The 17348-nt window shown below is 72.0% G+C and carries 20 protein-coding genes; 11 read left to right on the forward strand and 9 right to left on the reverse strand.

The window, feature by feature from the left end; translation table 11 throughout:
* Positions 1–122 precede the first annotated feature (122 nt).
* Together ACGFWE_RS02095 and ACGFWE_RS02100 are read left to right on the forward strand one after the other, a co-directional pair.
* Positions 123–1499: a glycoside hydrolase family 43 protein gene (locus ACGFWE_RS02095; RefSeq protein WP_393597202.1), complete on the forward strand. Its 1377-nt coding sequence runs from the start codon at positions 123–125 to the stop codon at positions 1497–1499.
* Between the two features lie 84 nt (positions 1500–1583).
* Positions 1584–2078, forward strand: a complete 495-nt coding sequence (locus ACGFWE_RS02100) for a lamin tail domain-containing protein (protein WP_393597203.1) — start codon at positions 1584–1586, stop codon at positions 2076–2078.
* On the opposite strand, the gene ACGFWE_RS02105 is transcribed toward ACGFWE_RS02100, so the two are convergent.
* Positions 2062–3066 carry a hypothetical protein gene (locus ACGFWE_RS02105; protein ID WP_393597205.1) on the reverse strand — a complete coding sequence of 335 codons (1005 nt, stop codon included), beginning with the start codon at positions 3064–3066 and terminating at the stop codon, positions 2062–2064. The genes ACGFWE_RS02100 and ACGFWE_RS02105 overlap by 17 nt on opposite strands.
* Entirely contained in the window at positions 3063–3443 is a 381-nt protein-coding gene (locus ACGFWE_RS02110) for a PadR family transcriptional regulator (protein ID WP_393598902.1), read from the reverse strand. Before ACGFWE_RS02110 ends, ACGFWE_RS02105 begins: the two co-directional genes overlap by 4 nt.
* Before the next feature lie 352 nt (positions 3444–3795).
* Here ACGFWE_RS02110 and ACGFWE_RS02115 point away from each other — a divergent pair, with 352 nt between their 5' ends.
* Positions 3796–4902 carry a hypothetical protein gene (locus ACGFWE_RS02115; RefSeq protein WP_352385074.1) on the forward strand — a complete coding sequence of 369 codons (1107 nt, stop codon included), beginning with the start codon at positions 3796–3798 and terminating at the stop codon, positions 4900–4902.
* Here ACGFWE_RS02115 and ACGFWE_RS02120 read toward each other — a convergent pair.
* Positions 4895–5554, reverse strand: a complete 660-nt coding sequence (locus tag ACGFWE_RS02120) for a maleylpyruvate isomerase N-terminal domain-containing protein (protein ID WP_393597207.1) — start codon at positions 5552–5554, stop codon at positions 4895–4897. The two genes, ACGFWE_RS02115 and ACGFWE_RS02120, sit on opposite strands and share 8 nt — an antisense overlap.
* A 111-nt stretch (positions 5555–5665) precedes the next feature.
* On the opposite strand from ACGFWE_RS02120, the gene ACGFWE_RS02125 reads away from it, so the two are divergent.
* The 3 genes from ACGFWE_RS02125 to ACGFWE_RS02135 are packed head-to-tail and all read left to right on the forward strand — an operon-like array spanning position 5666 to position 9318.
* A complete protein-coding gene (locus ACGFWE_RS02125) occupies positions 5666–6202 on the forward strand; it encodes a 2Fe-2S iron-sulfur cluster-binding protein (RefSeq protein WP_352385070.1) in 537 nt (178 codons plus the stop codon).
* Positions 6199–7191, forward strand: coding sequence for an FAD binding domain-containing protein (locus ACGFWE_RS02130; protein ID WP_393597210.1), 993 nt, complete (start codon positions 6199–6201; stop codon positions 7189–7191). The genes ACGFWE_RS02125 and ACGFWE_RS02130 overlap by 4 nt, the downstream gene beginning before the upstream one ends.
* Positions 7192–7200: 9 nt before the next feature.
* Complete coding sequence (locus ACGFWE_RS02135; protein ID WP_393597212.1) at positions 7201–9318, forward strand: xanthine dehydrogenase family protein molybdopterin-binding subunit; 2118 nt, start codon at positions 7201–7203, stop codon at positions 9316–9318.
* 5 nt (positions 9319–9323) lie between these two features.
* Here ACGFWE_RS02135 and ACGFWE_RS02140 read toward each other — a convergent pair whose 3' ends face one another.
* Positions 9324–10352, reverse strand: a complete 1029-nt coding sequence (locus ACGFWE_RS02140) for a hypothetical protein (RefSeq protein ID WP_393597214.1) — start codon at positions 10350–10352, stop codon at positions 9324–9326.
* A 211-nt stretch (positions 10353–10563) separates the two neighbouring features.
* On the opposite strand from ACGFWE_RS02140, the gene ACGFWE_RS02145 reads away from it, so the two are divergent.
* The 3 genes from ACGFWE_RS02145 to tgmB all read left to right on the forward strand — a co-directional run bounded on the left by ACGFWE_RS02145 (position 10564) and on the right by tgmB (position 12195).
* A complete protein-coding gene (locus tag ACGFWE_RS02145) occupies positions 10564–10881 on the forward strand; it encodes a YkvA family protein (RefSeq protein ID WP_352385062.1) in 318 nt (105 codons plus the stop codon).
* Between the two features lie 131 nt (positions 10882–11012).
* Entirely contained in the window at positions 11013–11204 is a 192-nt protein-coding gene (gene tgmA, locus ACGFWE_RS02150) for a putative ATP-grasp-modified RiPP (protein ID WP_352385061.1), read from the forward strand.
* Between the two features lie 16 nt (positions 11205–11220).
* Positions 11221–12195, forward strand: coding sequence for an ATP-grasp ribosomal peptide maturase (tgmB, locus tag ACGFWE_RS02155; RefSeq protein WP_393597216.1), 975 nt, complete (start codon positions 11221–11223; stop codon positions 12193–12195).
* A gap of 7 nt (positions 12196–12202) precedes the next feature.
* On the opposite strand, the gene ACGFWE_RS02160 is transcribed toward tgmB, so the two are convergent.
* A complete protein-coding gene (locus ACGFWE_RS02160) occupies positions 12203–12418 on the reverse strand; it encodes a hypothetical protein (protein ID WP_352385057.1) in 216 nt (71 codons plus the stop codon).
* 117 nt (positions 12419–12535) lie between these two features.
* Positions 12536–12991: a hypothetical protein gene (locus ACGFWE_RS02165; RefSeq protein ID WP_352385055.1), complete on the reverse strand. Its 456-nt coding sequence runs from the start codon at positions 12989–12991 to the stop codon at positions 12536–12538.
* Between the two features lie 177 nt (positions 12992–13168).
* Here ACGFWE_RS02165 and ACGFWE_RS02170 point away from each other — a divergent pair, with 177 nt between their 5' ends.
* A complete protein-coding gene (locus ACGFWE_RS02170; RefSeq protein ID WP_393597219.1) occupies positions 13169–14143 on the forward strand; it encodes a GlxA family transcriptional regulator in 975 nt (324 codons plus the stop codon).
* A gap of 24 nt (positions 14144–14167) precedes the next feature.
* On the opposite strand, the gene ACGFWE_RS02175 is transcribed toward ACGFWE_RS02170, so the two are convergent.
* Positions 14168–14410, reverse strand: coding sequence for a DUF5133 domain-containing protein (locus tag ACGFWE_RS02175; protein ID WP_352385051.1), 243 nt, complete (start codon positions 14408–14410; stop codon positions 14168–14170).
* Between the two features lie 173 nt (positions 14411–14583).
* On the opposite strand from ACGFWE_RS02175, the gene ACGFWE_RS02180 reads away from it, so the two are divergent.
* Positions 14584–14931, forward strand: coding sequence for a hypothetical protein (locus ACGFWE_RS02180; protein WP_352385050.1), 348 nt, complete (start codon positions 14584–14586; stop codon positions 14929–14931).
* 13 nt (positions 14932–14944) lie between these two features.
* On the opposite strand, the gene ACGFWE_RS02185 is transcribed toward ACGFWE_RS02180, so the two are convergent.
* Both ACGFWE_RS02185 and ACGFWE_RS02190 read right to left on the reverse strand, forming a co-directional pair.
* Positions 14945–16711: an ABC transporter ATP-binding protein gene (locus ACGFWE_RS02185; RefSeq protein WP_393597221.1), complete on the reverse strand. Its 1767-nt coding sequence runs from the start codon at positions 16709–16711 to the stop codon at positions 14945–14947.
* Positions 16712–16799: 88 nt separating this feature from the next.
* Positions 16800–17342: a hypothetical protein gene (locus ACGFWE_RS02190; RefSeq protein WP_393597223.1), complete on the reverse strand. Its 543-nt coding sequence runs from the start codon at positions 17340–17342 to the stop codon at positions 16800–16802.
* Between the last annotated feature and the right edge of the window lie 6 nt (positions 17343–17348).

Genomic DNA, 17348 nt, shown 5'->3' on the forward strand with positions numbered 1-17348 from the left:
CAAAAGAGTGACAGGACGATTGACGCGCCCACGGCCAGGGCCTACTTTCTGACCGATTTACCGAACCGTGTTCGAAATACCGGTCACTTGAGGTGCCCCCGCACGCCAGCTTGGAGAACAAGATGAGCGCAAACCCCCACCTGTCCCGTCGCGGCCTCCTGGGCATGACGGCCGCCGTGCCGCTCGCCCTGACGCTCGGCGCGGGCACCGCGCAGGCCGCCGACTCGGCGTACGCGATGGTCTACTTCACCGAGTCGACCAACCTCGGCGACGGCACCGACTACGGGCTCCACCTGGCCGTGAGCCCCGACGGGCTCAACTGGACGCCGCTCAACCAGAACAACCCCCTGGTCACCCCCACCGCCGGCGCCCTGGGCCTGCGCGACCCGTTCCTCATGCGCAAGCAGGACGGCACCTTCGTCGCGCTCGCCACCGACCTCAAGGGCACCGACTGGAGCTACAACAGCCAGTACATCCACGTCTGGGACTCCGCCGACCTGCGCACCTTCACCGGCTACCGGCGCCTGAAGCTGCACGACATGACGACCCACAGCTGGGCCCCCGAGGCGTTCTGGGACGCGGGTCGGGGCCAGTACGCGGTGATCTACTCCGCGGTCAACTCCAGCGGCCACAACGTGATCATGGTCAACTACACCAGTGACTTCGTCACCGCCTCGGCCCCGCAGGTCTTCTTCGACCCCGGCTACGACGTCATCGACGGCGACATGGCCCTCGGGGTGAGCGGCTACAACTACCTCTTCTTCAAGAAGAACCAGACCCTGGTGAGCGCCAGATCCACCACCCTGAACCCGGGCAGCTTCACCGAGTACAGCGCGGGCGTGTCCCACGGCGGCACCGAAGCCCCCACCGTGGTCAAGTCCCTCACCTCCGGAACCTGGTGGCTGTGGGGAGACACCTACACCCCCAACGGCGTCTTCTACGCCTGGCAGTCCAGCAGCCCCGCCACCGGCACCTGGACCCCTCTGGACCAGAAGGCCTACACCCAGCCGGTCAACTCCAAGCACTGCGGCATCGCCACGATCACCACGGCCGAGTACAACAACCTGCTCACCAAGTGGGGCGCCCCGGCGTGGAACCGGCTCAAGTCCTACAACTTCCCGGCTCGCTACGTCCGCCACTCCGACTACACGGGCCGCATCGACGAGTACCCGATCGAGCCGTACAAGGACTCCTTGTGGACCCTCGTCCCGGGCCTCGCCGACAGTTCCGGCGTGTCCTTCCGGTCGGTCAACTACCCCGACCGCTACCTGCGGCACTACAACTACGCCCTCCGACTCGACGTCAACGACGGCACGTCGACCTTCGCCGGTGACGCGACCTTCTACCGCACCGCGGGCCTCGCGGACGCGAGCTGGGCCTCCTTCCGCTCGTACAACAACCCGACCCGCTACATCCGCCACTCCAACTACGTCCTGCGTATCGACCCCGTCTCCACCACCACCGAGAAGCAGGACGCCACATTCCGAGTAGGTTACTGATTCAACCGAAAAGCCCCCCTTGGTGCTCGGCGTTGTATACGCTCCAGGTCTTCTTCACGAGACCTTCACAGGGGGGCTTTTCCCATGCGCAGAGGACACATAGCCGTCGTCGCGGCCGCAGGTGCGCTGACCGTGCTGACCGCGGTCCCGGCCCACGCCGCCGAGTACTCGTCGGCGCTGAAGATCAAGGGCGTCCAGTACGACGCCCCGGGCCGGGACTCCAACAGCTGTGCCACCGGCAACACCGACGAGGAGTACCTGACGATCAAGAACTACTCGCGGACCGCGACGGTGAACCTCAAGGGGTACGTCGTCAGGGACTCCACCAGCACCAACAAGTTCACGTTCACGAAGAACCACACGCTCCAGCCCGGCGACTACGTGAAGCTGCGCGGCGGCCACGGCACCGATTCCGACGGGAACAACGTCGTCTACCGCAACAACTGCAACTTCATCTGGAACAACGACAAGGACACGATCTACCTCTACAAGCGCTCGGGGGCGCACGCCGACACCCACGCGTACACCAAGAGGGCCGACGACCGGGACGGCAACGGGTACATCACGTACCACGGCTGAGCAAGTCGCGTCCGCTCACGACGGCCAGCGCGGCGGTCAGGGTCACCAGGGCCGCCGCCTGGGTCAGGACACCCACGCGCAGCGCCCCGGGCAGGGCGTCGAGCCACGGGTAGACCGCGGTGATCCGGACCGCCAGGAGGAGCAGCCCCAGTGCCGCGAGGGCGGCGGCCTCTTCGGCGGGCACGCGGCGCTCGCCCCGCGCGCGGTACAGCAGCCAGGCGAGGGCCGTCACGAGGTAGCAGGTGACGGGCGCCCAGACGGTGTCGACCCCGCCGGGCAGCGCCACGACGGAGCCGCCCATCAGCACGCAGGAGGCGGCGAAGACCAGGCCGGGCGTGCCCGCGGGCAGGGCCGCCGCGGGCACGTCGCGGTGGTGGGCGGCGCACAGCGCCAGCGCCGACGCCCAGGCCAGCACGGCGGCCGCGACGACGTAGGCGGAGTCCGACGGGGCGAAGTCGCGGGCCCAGATGTCGGCCAGCGGCCACAGCGTCGGCAGGGCCGCCACGAGCGCGGAGACCTGGGCGAGGCGGCGGTGGTCGCGCAGGAGGGCGACGTAGGCGACCGTCCACAGCAGCGGCAGGAACCACTGGGCGACCGCGCCGGTGCCGTCCCATACCCCGTGGCCCGTGAAGCCGTCCGTGAACATGTCCCACTGGCTCCCGCCTCGGGTCGACGCCCAGGTCAGCCCGAGGACCCGGTCGGCCACGGCGGACGCCGCCTGGAGCAGCACGGCGAAGAGGGCGAAGAGGCGGACGGCCGAGCCGAGCACGGCGTAGCGGCGGGGCGCACCCCCCGCGCCGAGCCTGCAGCGCACGGCCAGGGCCACGATGCTCGCCACCTCCCCGAGGGTGGGCCGGCTCTGCTCCTGGGTCTCCTGGTCGACGTCCCAGAGGTAGGTCTCGACCATCTCCTCCTCCCGCTCGCGCCGGTAATAGGCGGGCAGCAGGCGCAGAACCGCGCGATAGCGGGCTTCGAGCAGCGTCGTCATGCCAGTCCTCCGGCGAGTCCGGGCCCCGTGGCGGGCACGTCGGTGGTGCCGGGAGCACCTTGGGATGTACGGCGCCCCTCGGCGATCCGCTTCTTGGCGGCGCTCGCTCCGGCGGCCAGCCGCTCCGCCTCGGCGGCCAGGGCCGCGGTGCCCTCGTCGGTGAGGCGGTAGTAACGCCGGAGCCTGCCCGACTGCACCTCCTCGCGGTCCAGCACGATCAGTCCGTCGGCGGTGAGCCGGTCCAGTACGCCGTAGAGGGTGCCGACGCGCATCTGCACGGCACCCTCGGAGAGGTCCTCGACCTCGCGCAGGATGCCGTAGCCGTGCCGCGGCTGGTCGGCGAGGGCGGTCAGGACGAAGAAGGCCGCCTGTGTCATGTTCCTGGGTGCCATGAACGCGAATATATCGGCTGCCGATATATTCAGCCAGCCGAATCGCGCAAGCGGGCGGAGACGACGAACAGGGCTCGCCCCAATGCGGATGGTGGGCGGGCCCTGTTCGAGAGGTCATTTTGGCGTGCCGGCCCGCGAACCGGGCACGAGTGAACCGCGGTTGCTCTGTGCGGAGCGTGTGCGCCCCGTGTGCGCGGGGCAGTTCACGGTGAGCGTTCCGTACCGGCGGGCGCCGCACGCCGGGCATGTCCGCCTGCCGGACCCCGCCTGGTCCGTACGGGCCGGCGACGACGATACTTGGCCCCGGCAGGCACCACTCCTTCTCACAGATGGACCCATGTCAAGCACTCCCACGGCAGACCCCACGGCACCTTCCACCGTCTGGCTGGCCCACGGCCGCCATCTCGGATCCGATGCGGCCGACGTCCTGCGCCGAAACCTGGAGCGACTGAAGGAGAACGCGACCCTCGACGACTTCCAGGAGCCGTCCGAGACCGGGGACGCCCCGGAGCGGATCTTCGAGGCCCGCTGGCGGGTCCCCGACGAAGTGACCGTCCGGGCCCGGCTGTCGCTCGCCCCCGTGTCGAGCGGCGGACAGGAGTGGGTGCTGGCGGCCGAGGCCGAGCAGCCGTGGGACCTGCGATGGCCCTCGCCCGCGACCATGTTCTGGCCCGACGCCGAAGACGTCTTCTGGGACCGCGACGCGGCCACGGGGCTGCGCCTGAGGGACCTGAGCATGCTGCCCGAGGAGGACAAGGACGTACGGCGGGTGCTCCGGCAGGCCGTGCGCGGCAGCTGGGCGGTGCATGTCGTCGTCCACGAGGCCATGACCCCCGGCGCGAGCGGCCGCCGCCCGCTGGCGGACATGCTGCCGCCGAGCCTGCGCCACCGGGTGGTCGAGCACCGGGCGCAGCCGCACCAACTGCGGGTCCTGAACTGGGCGGTGAAGGAGTTCGGCGTGGAGGTGCCGCGCGGCGGTGCCGTGGTGCTGCCCGGGACGCCGGTGCCGCCCGGCTTCGACGGCCAGGACTTCTCCGTACGCAATGTGTTCCTCGACGGCTCGGAGCCCACCGAGCTCATCGCGACCGTGACGCGCTACGCCGCGATGCCCAAGCCTCTTCCGGAGGGCGCCGAGGCGGCCGTGACCGCGCTGCGGGAGCAGTGGCAGCTGTTGACGCTGGAGGAGGAGCTCGCACGCGAACGGGCGCTCGTGGCGATGTACTCCGAGGCGCTGGAGGCCATGACGAAGTCCCGGGACCTGTACCGGGAGGCGGCCGAGCGGGCCAACGAGGCCCTGGCGATCTACCGCGAGAACGCCCCGGAGCCCCGGGCGGACCCCGAGGCCACCTCGCCGTTGCAGCAGCTGTCCAAGACGTTCGGGCGCTGGAAGGGCACCCTGCGGCCGCCGGCCCGTGACGAGGACCCGGACCGGCAGATCAGCTGAAGAGCGGGAACCGGTCCGCGTCCGTGCCGAGGGCACGGCGTTCGGGTTCCGTGAGCGGTGCGCGTCCGGTGGCGGCGCGGGCGTAGTGCTCGTCGCTCCAGTCGAGCGGAAGGGGCCGCCCGAGGAGGTCGTCGAGGGTGGCACGCACCGCGGCCAGGCCGGCAGGTGCGGGGCCGGGTGCGTCCGGCAGGTCGATGACGAGGTCGAGGTGGTGGACGGTGGCCTCGACGACGAGGGTGAGCACGAGGTCCCCGGCCGTCAGCACACGGCCCTGCGTGGCGACCCACAGATCCGGCCGGGCGTCGGCGGCGGCGTTCACGGTGGCCGCGGTGGTCTCCAGATACAGGTCGCGCAGCTGACGGAAGTCGAGGAACATGCTGGCGCTCACCCGCTCGAAGCGCCGCCCGTTCGCCGCGCCGGCCGGGTCCGGCGCCCAGTCCTGCCAGTAGGTCACCGCGTCCCGGTCGGGCGGCCCGGCCGCGGGCGTGTGCAGGGCGACCAGGGCCCGCTGCGCGTCACCGGCACAGTGGAAGACCAGGTCGCGCACCACCCAGCCCGCGCATCCGGTGGGCCGCCAGGACTCCTCGTCGTCGAGCGGGCGTACGACGGCCGCGAAGGCCTCATAGGCGGCGCGCAGCACGTCGGTGTCCATGACATCAGCCTAGGCGGAGCCCTTTGGCGGGGTGACGGGAGGTGTCGGAGCGCCCGCTGTGGATACGCGAGGGGGACAGCCCCTCGGTCCGTCCGGAAGGTCACCGTCATCATGAGCGGCGAGAACAACGACAGTGCCACCTGCTCGGAGACGAAGCTCACGGTCAACGGCACACCCCACACCCTCCTCGTCGACCACCGGCGGGTCCTGCTCGACGTACTGCGCGAGGACCTGGACCTGTGGGGCGCCAGGAAGGGCTGCGACCACGGTCAGTGCGGCGCCTGCACGGTCCTGGTGGACGGGCGCCGCGTCAACAGCTGTCTGCTGCTCGCGGTCGCCCTGGACGGCAGCGAGGTCCGCACCGTCGAGGGCCTGGGCGACGGGGAGGAACTGCATCCCCTGCAACAGGCCTTCCTGGACCGCGACGCCTTCCAGTGCGGCTACTGCACCCCGGGCCAGCTCTGCTCGGCGCTCGGCATGCTCGACGAGGCCGCGGCGGGCCACCCCTCGCGCGTCACCGGCGACGCGCCCGCCGGCCGTCCCGTACCGCTGGACCGGGACGAGATCCGCGAGCGGCTCAGCGGCAACCTGTGCCGCTGCGGCGCCTATCCACGCATCGTCGACGCGGTCGAGGACGTGATCCGGTGAAGACCTTCGACTACGTACGCGCCTCCAGCCCCGAAGAGGCGGCGGAGCTCTTCGCCGCCCGACCCGGCGCCCGCTACCTCGGCGGCGGCACCAACCTGGTCGACCTGATGAAGCTCGGCGTCGAACAGCCGGACGTGCTCGTCGACGTCAGCCGGCTGCCCCTGGACGAGGTCCACGAGCTCCCGGACGGCTCGCTGCGCGTCGGCGCCACGGTCCGCAACAGCGACCTCGCGGCCCATCCGGCCGTGCGCGACCGGTACCCGGCCCTGTCCCAGGCCCTGCTCGCGGGCGCCTCGGGGCAACTGCGCAACGCGGCCACCACGGGCGGCAACCTGCTCCAGCGCACCCGCTGCCCCTACTTCCAGGACCTGTCCAAACCCTGCAACAAGCGGACGCCGAGCAGCGGTTGCGGCGCACGCCAGGGCGTGCACCGGGACCACGCGGTGCTCGGGCACTCCCCGCACTGCATCGCCACCCACCCCTCGGACATGGCCGTCGCGCTCGCCGCGCTGGACGCCCGCGTCGAGCTGTACGGCACCGAGGGCGCCCGGAGCGTGCCCGTGGCCGACTTCCATCGCCTGCCGGGGGAACACCCCGAGCGGGACACCGAGATCCTCCCCGGCGAACTCATCACCGGGGTGGTGCTGCCCGCGGCCTCAGCCGGACTGCCGTCCGCCTATCGCAAGGCCAGGGACCGGGCGTCGTACGCCTTCGCCCTCGCCTCGGTGGCCGCCGTGGTGCGGGTGACGGACGGGGTGGTCGACCATGCCGGGATCGCCTTCGGCGCGCTGGCGCACCGGCCCTGGCGGGCCCGGCGGGCGGAGCAGGCGCTGCTGGGTGCCGCGCCCACGGCGGCCGCGTTCGAGCACGCCGTCGACCTGGAGCTCTCCGCCGCCGAGCCGCTGCGGGACAACGGCTACAAGGTGCCCCTGGCGCGTTCGCTCGCCCTGGACGTCCTGACCCGTCTCACCGCGACCGCCAGGATCTGAGGAGGACGCATGGACGCCCCTGTGCAGACCGCCGCCACCGCCCTGGGTGCTCCCGTCGAGCGCCGCGAGGGCCGGGAGAAGGTCACCGGCACCGCCCGCTACGCCGCCGAACAGCCCGCTCCCGGCCGCGCGCACGCCTGGCCCGTGCCCGCCTCGATCGCCCGGGGCCGGGTCACCGCCATCGACACCGCAGCCGCTCTGGACGTGCCCGGGGTCCTGGCCGTGCTCACCCACGAGAACGCGCCGAAACTGTCCGAGCCGGAGGACCCCACGCTCGCCGTGCTGCGCGACTCCCGTGTCCCGCACCGCGGTTGGCTCGTCGCCCTGGTGGTGGGCGAGACCCTGGAGGCCGCCCGTGCCGGTGCCGCCACCGTCCGCGTCGACTACGCCGTGGAGGACCACGACGTCACCCTGACCACCACGCACCCGGAGGCGTACGCCCCCGAGCAGGCCAACGGCGGATACCCGGGAAGCCGCGAACACGGCGACCCCGAGGGCGCGTTCGCGTCCGCCCAGGTCCGGATCGACGCCGACTACCGGGTGCCCCCGCTGCACAACCACCCGATGGAACCGCACGCGACGACGGCCGAGTGGCACGACGGCCGGCTCACGGTGCACACCTCCACACAGGGCTCCACGGTCGTACGCTCCGTCCTGGCCCAGCTGTTCGGCCTCCCGGAGGACCAGGTCACCGTTCGCGCCGAGCACGTGGGCGGCGGTTTCGGCTCGAAGGGCACGCCCCGCCCGGACGTGGTGCTCGCCGCGATGGCGGCCCGGCACACCGGACGGCCCGTCACCCTGGCGCTCCCCCGCCGTTTCCTGCCCTCCGTCGTCGGTCACCGCGCCCCGACCCTGCACCGGCTGCGCCTCGGGGCCCACCCCGACGGACAGCTCACCTCCCTGATCCACGAGGTCACCACCCACACCTCGCGCGTCAAGGAGTTCGTGGAGCAGGCCGCGGTGCCCGCACGCGTGATGTACGCCGCCCCCGACTCCCGTACGGCACACCGCGTGGCGCCGCTCGACGTGCCCACCCCGTCCTGGATGCGGGCCCCCGGCGAGGCTCCGGGCATGTACGCCCTGGAGTCCGCCATGGACGAGCTGGCCGGCGAACTCGGCATGGACCCGGTGGAGTTGAGGATCGTCAACGAGCCGGGCACCGAGCCCGACAGCGGCAAGCCCTTCAGCAGCAGGCACCTGGTCGAGTGTCTGCGCGAGGGCGCGCGGCGCTTTCGCTGGGCCGAACGGGACCCACGTCCGCGCTCCCGCGCCGAGGGTCCCCTGCTGGTGGGATCCGGGGTGGCGGCCGCCGTCTATCCCGTCATGACGCAGCCGTCCACGGCAGCGGCGCGGGCGCTGCCCGACGGGACCTTCCTCGTCCGGATCAACGCCACCGACATCGGCACCGGGGCCCGGACCGTGCTCACGCAGATCGCCGCGGACGCGCTCGCCGTGCCCGTCGGCCGCGTGCGGACCGAGGTGGGCAGCAGCGAACTGCCCCCCGCGTCGCTGGCCGGCGGCTCGTCGGGCACCGCGTCCTGGGGCTGGGCGGTGCACGAGGCGTGCGCCCGGCTGGCGGAGCGCCTGGCCGAAGGGCCGCTGCCCGCGGAGGGCCTTGAGGTCCGGGCCGACACGGCCGGCCGGGCCGACGCCGACAGCCCCTTCGCCCGGCACGCCTTCGGCGCCCACTTCGCGGAGGTCGCCGTCGACACGGTCACCGGCGAGACCCGGGTACGCCGACTGCTCGGGGTGTATGCCGCCGGGCACATCCTGAACGCCCGTACCGCGCGCTCCCAGTTCGTCGGCGGCATGACCATGGGACTCGGCATGGCCCTGACCGAGGGCAGCACGATGGACGCCGCGTTCGGCGACTTCACCGAGTCGGATCTGGCCGCGTACCACGTGCCCACGCACGCCGACGTGCCCGACATCGAGGCGCACTGGATCGACGAGGACGACAGCCGCCTCAACCCCATGGGCAGCAAGGGCATCGGCGAGATCGGCATCGTGGGGACGGCCGCCGCGATCGGCAACGCCGTCTTCCACGCCACCGGCGTACGCCTGCGCGAGCTGCCCCTGACACCGGACCGCGTGCTGGGCGGCCTGCGGGCAGGGGACAGCTCCTAGCGGCTTCAGGGACGCTGGGCGGACAGCGGAGCCTCGGCCGTCTCGCGGAGCGCCTCCACGATCCGCCGCTCCGTCGGGCCGCTCCTCGCAGGTGCCGGGGACGCGAGGTGGACCACCAGAGCGGTCAGCGCGGCCAGCGAGGCGCACGCGGCCGCCGTCCCCGCGAGCCAGGCCGGCGCGAGCGGAAGTTCCACGGCTCGGGCGAGCCCGGCCGAGCGGAACCGTCCGTCGAGCAGCTGGCCCGCGGCGATCCCGGCCGGCACGACGACCGCGAGGGCCAGCACCGCAAGGACGGGCCGGAGCGTCAGCAGGGCGAGCAGGACGCACAGGGCCGACACCCCGAGCACGAATCCGTACACCTGCGGGGACGCCCCGCCCGGGTGTGCCGGGAAGCACAGCACACCGCAGACCAGCAGTGCCAGGGCGGCCACCCTGGCCGGCCAGACCGATGTCCTTCGGGGCCGCGCCGACGCGGGCGGATGCGGTGGCGGCGCCGGGAAGGCGCCCGGCCCCGGCATCTCCGCTTCGGGCCGCCACTCCTCGCCGTACGGGTCGTGCGCCTCGTACGACGGCTGCGGGGGTGTCTCCGTCGCCAACCGCCCGATGAGCTCGACGAGTTCCTCGACGGGTCGGCCGGTCGCCGCCGCGCGCACCGCCTCCTGCCCGCAGTGCGGCTGGAGTTCGGACCGGTTCAGCAGGGCCACCAGACGGGTCACGTCCTCGACGGGACGGGACTCGGCGGCGGCCCGGATCGCCTCGTCGGCGCTGTCCGCGTCCCGTGGCGGCCGGGTCAGCAGGGCGACCAGCCGGGTGACGTCCTCCACGGACCGGTCCACGCCGACGGTACGCAGGGCCGCGGCGGTGGCCTGCGCGTACTGGGGCGACTGTTCCATCAGGGTGATGAGGTGGACGACGTCCTCCAGGGGACGGTCGGCCACGGCGGCACGCACCAGGTCGCCGACGGGATCGCCGTACGACCGGTCCATCGGTATGCCGGGTTCGTTCGGGTGAGCTGCTGTCGGGCCGGTGGTCATGCTCTGCTCCAGACAAAGAGTGCGGTCGCTCCTACGCGCCCCCGGCGTGCGACCGCGACATTGAGATGACCCATTCGTAAGCGGGTACCCGGCGGCGTGCCACTCGGATGAGCCACGGGTGTGAGAGGGCCCTCGGTGAGCCATAGGGGGACCGGATACGGGAATCCGTCAGACAGCGGGCCGTTCGGCGCCCGGAGGAGGAGGTCGGCCCGTGGATTCGACCACAGCACTGATCGTCGTCGTCGCGGTGCTCGCGGCGCTGGCGCTCGCGGTGGCCGTGGGGCTGCTGGTGCGGCTCGTGAGAACCCGTCGCGGTCTGCGGCGGGCGGGACTGCCCACCGGGCCCCGCTGGGTCTTCTGGGGCGCCCTGTTGTACTTCGTGCTGCCCACCGATCTGGTGCCGGACCCGGTGTACCTCGACGACATCGGTGTCCTGCTGCTCGCCCTGCGCACGCTGCGCGGTTCCGCCACCGACCGGGCGGCTCTGCGGCTCGACGGACGGGAGCCGGAGACGCCCCGCCGACCGTGATTACGCAGTGTAAGGAAACCAATCACTCGTTCGATTCGTATAAGTCTCTGGAAGCCGAAGGATGTCGGCTGACCTGACGGCGTCGTGGGGAGAGGCCGTCGGCGAGAGGCAGTACCGGCGAGGGAGAGACGATGCAACCGTTCGCGCTCAACTACGCACGTCCGGCAGCGACGTTGGAGGCGACCACTCCGTACGTCTACGACTCCGGGCTGCAGTTGAACGTGCTCAGGGACGGCCGGGTCGCAGCCCGCGACCACGCGCTGATGAGGGAACTGGGGACCACCACGAGCACGGCGGGCTCCAAGACTCACTTCGACGACTGAACACGGCCCGCGTCCGATGACCGTGTTGATTCTTACCTGCGAAGAGGACGTGACGGCCGACATGGTCGTCGTGCACCTCAACGCCACGGGGGTACCGGTGGTCCGGCTCGACCCGGCCGACCTGACCGACGGTGTCGCACTGTCCGGGGAGTACGTCCACGGCAGCTTCCGCGGCCACCTGTCGGTCGGCGGCCGCCTCGTGGGCATCTCCGGGCTGCGTTCGATCTGGGTCCGCCGTCCCGGCACCCCCGCGGCGCGGGCGGCCGCGCCCTCCGACTGGCTGACCGAGGAGTCCGCTCAGGCGCTGTACGGCATGCTCCGGGGCAGCGAGGCCCGCTGGATGAACCACCCCGACGCGGCCCGCCGGGCCCGTCACAAGCCCTGGCAGCTACGGCTCGCCCAGCGCTGCGGGCTGCCCGTCCCGGCCACGATCGTGACGACGTTCCCGCAGGCCGCCCGCGAGTTCGCCGAGCGCTATCCCGATCTGGTGGTCAAGCCGGTCTCCGGCGCGCACCCACAGGATCCGCCACGGGCGGTGCCGACCAGCCGGGTCGCACCCGACGCCGACTTCGCGGCCGTCGCATACGGCCCGACCCTGCTGCAGCGGCGGGTGGCCAAACGGGCCGACGTCCGCCTGACCGTCGTGGGCGAGACGATGCTGGCCGCCCGGAAGGTCACCGGGGCGGACGACGAGGTGGATGTCCGTTTCGCCCCGTCCACGTCCTCCTGGCAGCCCACGGAAGTCCCGCCGCGCGTGGCCGCGGCCGTCCGGGACTATCTCTTGGCGGCCGAACTCGCCTACGGGGCCTTCGACTTCGCCGAGGACGGGGACGGGACCTGGTGGTTCCTGGAGTGCAACCAGTCCGGGCAGTTCGGCTTCATCGAGGTGGAGACGGGCCAGCCGATCGCACGCGGCATCGCCGAGTGGCTGGCCCGGCCCGGTCCGGACCCGCGCTCCCGCGCCAACGGTGCGAACTCCGCGGTGTCCTGAGGCCGGGTCAGTAGGGCCGCGGGGCGGCGGGCGGCAGGGCCGGCACCCATCCCTGACCGGGTGAGGCCGGGCGGTCGGGGACGGGTGGAGGCATGAAGGACTGCAGCGGCCGCATGACGTACTCCAGTTCCCTGCGTACGCGCTCGGCCTCCCTGCGGGTCAGAGCGGGGACGTCGCCGCGCTCGGCGACGAGTCGGTCGTAGATGGGGGAATCCTGGAACACCCGTCAACGCGCCTTTCGTTTTCGCGGGCCCACGCGCGTGGGCACGACTGCCGAGTCTAGGCGCCCGAACGCACCGACGTACGAATTCCGGTGTCGGGCTTGACGGCCCGCGGGCGGTCATGCGCCGGTGGTGGACCCCGGACGCACGATCATCAGGACGGTCACGGTTGCCCACAGAAGGTTGAAGATGCCCGTGAACATGGCCAGTTGAATGGTGGCGCCGCGTTCGACGCTGCCCTGTCCGGTCAGCTCCTCGAGCAGTTCGCCCTGCCGGGGCAGGACGAAGGCGGCGAGGACCCCGGCGGCCGCGGCCGTCAGAGCCATGGACGTGGTCAGCCACGCGTCGCCCAGCACGCCCATCGCGGCCCCGGTGGCGATACCGAGGACGGGGACCGCGACGCCGATGCCCGCGTAGACCCGGCAGATGCGGTGCAGCAGCCGTACCGTGCCGACGCCGGCCTCCTCCGCGTGGGCCCGGCGGGCCGCGGGCGGGAACATGCTGGCCGCCACGGTGACCGGCCCCACGGCGACGATGGCGACGAGGACGTGCAGGGCCAGCAGGAACTTGGTCATGGGATGGCGTGTCCTTCTCCGGTGCGGTCGGTGCCCGCCCACCCTAGGAACTCGCCGGATGATCACACAGAGGCTGAAACGACAGCTTCCAACGGATTCCCGCCAACGCGCCTGACAAGCACTTCTGCCCGCACCCGTGGTCGTGACGGTGGCGGGAACCCGCCTATCGTGGCCGTCATGCACTCCGTGGCGATCCTGGTTCTCGACGATGTGGTGCCCTTCGACATGGCGGCACCCATGCAGGTGTTCGACTGGACGCGGTTGCCCGACGGCCGTCCCGCCTACCGGGTCCGGCTGTGCGCCGAGTCACCGGAGGTCCGCGCGGACGGCGGTTTCACCCTGCGGGTCGAACACGGACTGGACGCCCTCGCCGAGGCGGACACGATCATCGTGCCGGGCTGCTCCCCCACCGCCGCACCGCCCTCGCCGCGGGTCCTTTCCGCGCTGCGGGAGGCCGCGGCCGCCGGCACCCGGATCGCGTCCGTGTGCGTCGGCGCGTTCGTGCTGGCGGAGGCCGGACTCCTCGACGGGCTGCGCGCCACCACGCACTGGGTGGCCGCGGACGACCTGGCACGCCGCTTCCCCGCCGTCGAGGTCCAGCCGGACGTGCTGTACGTCGACAACGGTCAGCTCCTGACCTCCGCGGGTGCGGCCGCGGCCCTCGACATGTGTCTGCACATGATCCGCCGGGACCTCGGCTCGGCGGTCGCCGCGCACGCCGCCCGGATGTCGGTGATGCCGCTCGAACGCGAGGGCGGCCAGGCCCAGTTCATCGTGTACGACCACCCGCCCGTGCCCCGGGGTTCGACGCTGGAGCCGCTGCTGGAGTGGATCGAGGACAACCTGGCCCACGAGATCACCCTCGGCGCGATGGCGGCCCGTTCGGGAATGAGCGAGCGCACCTTCAGCCGCCGCTTCCGTGAGCAGACGGGCAGCACACCCCTGCAGTGGCTGCTGCGGGCCCGGGTGCGGCGCGCCCAGTACCTGCTGGAGAACACCGGCCACCCGGTCGAACGGATCGCGCGGCAGGCGGGGTTCGGCTCCCCCACGGCGTTCCGGGAACGCTTCCGCCGGGTCGTCGGCACCACCCCGCAGGCGTACCGCGCGGCCTTCCACGCGAAGGACGCCGTCCCGGCGGCGGCGCGCTCCTGACCGCCCGCCGGGCCCGGCGTGGTCTCACCCCGCCAGCGGCAGGCTGCCCTCACCCTCCGGGTCCGCGCACCCTGCGGCCGGCAGCAGCGCATCCGCCCTGGCGACCGCTTCCCGCACGTCGGTGGTGCCCATCATCACGCACAGGGTGTAACTGACGTCCGCCAGCTCACGAACCGTCGCCGGAGTCTCCCTCTCCGCCTGAGCGATCCTCAGTGACGCATAGCGGGTCAGCAGGGTTCTGACGGTCTTCGGGTCCGGTACGAGCACGAAGCGCCCCTCTCTCGAATTTTTCGCTGCGTATGCCCCCTCTGCGCCGGCCCAATCCCGTCCGCCGCTCCCCGGCACGCGATTGGCGCAATACCGTGCGGGCGGACCCGCTTCCCGAAGGGCCGCAAACCGTTGAACAAGGGGCATCCCTCGCACATGAACGGTATACGCCCATGAACCGCTCCGCAGGTCTCCTCAGCGCCCTCTATCTCGCGACGACCACCGGACTCGCCTGGACCGCGTTCCTCACGCTGCGCCAGGGCCCGCCATGGGCCGTGTGTCTGTTCGCCGCCGCGAGCCTGGTCCCGGTCATCGCGGTCGTGCGCGAGAGCGTGCTCCAGGACCAGCGACACACTCTGGCCGAAATGCACGCAAGGGTTGACGGGCCCGGTGCGGAGGCCGCCGACGACATCGTCCGTGCCGAACTCGACACCGCGTGCTGTGAACGCTGGTGGACGAGCTGCGGCACCGACCACGACTCGACGTGCCCCCGCCGCGTGCCGCGGAGCAGCGTGGCCTGAGGTCCGGCGCGCCTCAGGCGACCTGTCCGGCGTGCAGCGCGGTGTAGGCCCCGTCGCGGCGCAGGAGTTCCTCGTGGGTGCCGGTCTCCAGGATCCGGCCCTCCCCCATCACCACGATCCGGTCGGCGCCCCGCACGGTCGACAGCCGGTGTGCGACCACGAAGGTCGTCCGTCCACGCAGCAGCCGGGCGAGCGCCTGCTGGACGAGCGCCTCGGAGCGGGTGTCCAGGGCCGAGGTCGCCTCGTCGAGGACCAGCACCCGCGGGTCACGGATCAGCGCGCGGGCGATGGCAAGGCGCTGGCGCTGCCCGCCCGACAGCCGGGCCCCACGCTCGCCCACCAGGGTGTCCAGGCCCTGGGGCAGCCGGTCGACGAACTCCAGCGCGTTCGCGTCGCGCAGCGCCGCCCGCACCGACTGCTCGTCGGCGTCGTCCATGCCGTAAGCGACGTTGTCGCGGATCGTGCCGTCGAACAGGACGGACTCCTGCGGGACGACCGACAGGAAGCGCCGGTAGGTGCGCAGGTCGAGGCTGTTCATGTCGGTCCCGTCGAACAGCAGCCGTCCCGAGGTGGGCCGGATGAAGCCGATGACGAGGTTGAGGACGGTGGACTTGCCCGCGCCGGACGCGCCGACCAGTGCGACGGTCTCGCCGGGGGTGACGGTGAGGGTGAAGTCCCGTACGGCGGGCCGCCCTGCCTCGTACGAGTGACCCACGCCCTGGAACTCGACGGCCCCGCGCACCGAGTCGACCTTGATCTTGCCCTCGTTGTCCTCCAGTTCGGGCGCCTGGAGCAGCTCGCCGACGGAACGGACGGACTCAAGGCCCTTGGTGATGACCGGGGCGAGCCCCGCCAACGTTGTCGTGGAGTTGGTGAGCGTGGTCAGGAACGCGCTGAGCATCACGACGTCGCCGGCGGTGACGCCCCAGACGCCGTAGTACGACACCAGCGCGGCTCCGGTGAGGACCAGCACGCCGACCACGTTGAGCACGACCCAGGCCAGCGAGCCGAAGCGGCCGTTGACGAGGTCGAGGCGCATCCCGGAGGTCAGCAGGCGGCTGAGGGTGCCGTCGATACGGCGCAGCGCCTTGCCCTCCAGGCCGTGGGCGCGGGTGACCGGGATGAGGCGGGTCATCTCCGTGACCCGGGACGAGAGGGTCTCCACCTCATGGCGGAAGTCCTCGTTGTGGGTGCGCAGCCGGGCTCTGAGGCGGGCCACGACGAGGGCCGCGGCGGGCACGACGACGAGGAAGACGGGCACGAACTCCGGTGTCCGTACGGCGATGATGACCAGTCCGCCGATCAGCACCGTGGTGGCGCCGAGGCCGGTCTCCGCGGTCTGCTGCACCATCTGCTCGACCGTCTCGACGTCCCGCACGACCTTGGCCTGGAGCACACCGGCGCTGACCCGGGAGTGGTAGCCGATGGACAGCTGCTGCATGCGGGTGCACAGGGCGGAGCGCAGGGTGGTGCCCATGCGGCGGACGCTGCCGTACAGGAGGCGGACGTAGAGAAGGTGCAGGGGGTAGTTGACCAGCAGGATGAACAGGATGACGCCGGTGCTCGTCCAGAGCCGGGTGATCGGTTGGTGCTGGACGACGGTGTCGATGATGGACGCGGTGATCAGCGGCAGCAGCCAGATCGGGCTGTGCTTGACGGTGAACACCGCGACGGCCACGGCCAGTCGGCGGCGGTCGGCGCGGAGCAGGTAGCCGAGGGTGCGGAGCGGGTGTTCGCCCCGGTAGCGGTGGTCGAGCGGTCTTGCCGGCGACGAGGCCATCGTCGGTGGTCCTTCCGGTTGCCGAGTCGAGGGCAAGCGCTTTCTCCCCCTCGTCGGCAAGGAGTACACCAGGTGGCGGCGAGCACTCCTACTCGTCCAGGGTGCGGGCGAGTTCCGTGGTGGCGTGGGCGATCTCGCTGTCGTCGTCGGCCAACAGCCGCTCGATGACGCCGCTCTTGGCTCGGACGGCCTGGCGGGCCCGGCGCTCCCACACCACCGGGTTCTCGCGGTGGTTGAGCAGCTTGGGATAGACGGCCGCCGTGCTCTCCCACTGGCGGGCGCCGGCGATGCTCCTGAGCAGCTGGATGATCTCCGCCCGGCAGCTCACCTGGGGCAGTTGGGCCAGCTCCCAGAGGAAGGGGACGGTGGCGGCGGTGGCCTGCTCCACGACGAAGCCGTACTGGCAGATGCGCCTGCGCAGGTCGCCGAGTGCGGCGCCGGCGGTCTCGGGATCCCCCCAGGCCACGCCGTTGAGGAGCAGGGGGATGGCCGCGGCGCAGCCGGTTGAGTCCTGGATCTCGCCCCAGGGCACCCGGCTCAGCGCCGCGAGGGGCGTGGTCCGCGCCACCCCGGTCGTGGGCACGGGGCGGCTGGTGCGCTCGTTGCTCGGCTGGTCCGGAGCGGTGCGCATGGCGTG

This window comes from Streptomyces sp. NPDC048523 (assembly GCF_043199815.1).
Lineage (GTDB): Bacteria > Actinomycetota > Actinomycetes > Streptomycetales > Streptomycetaceae > Streptomyces.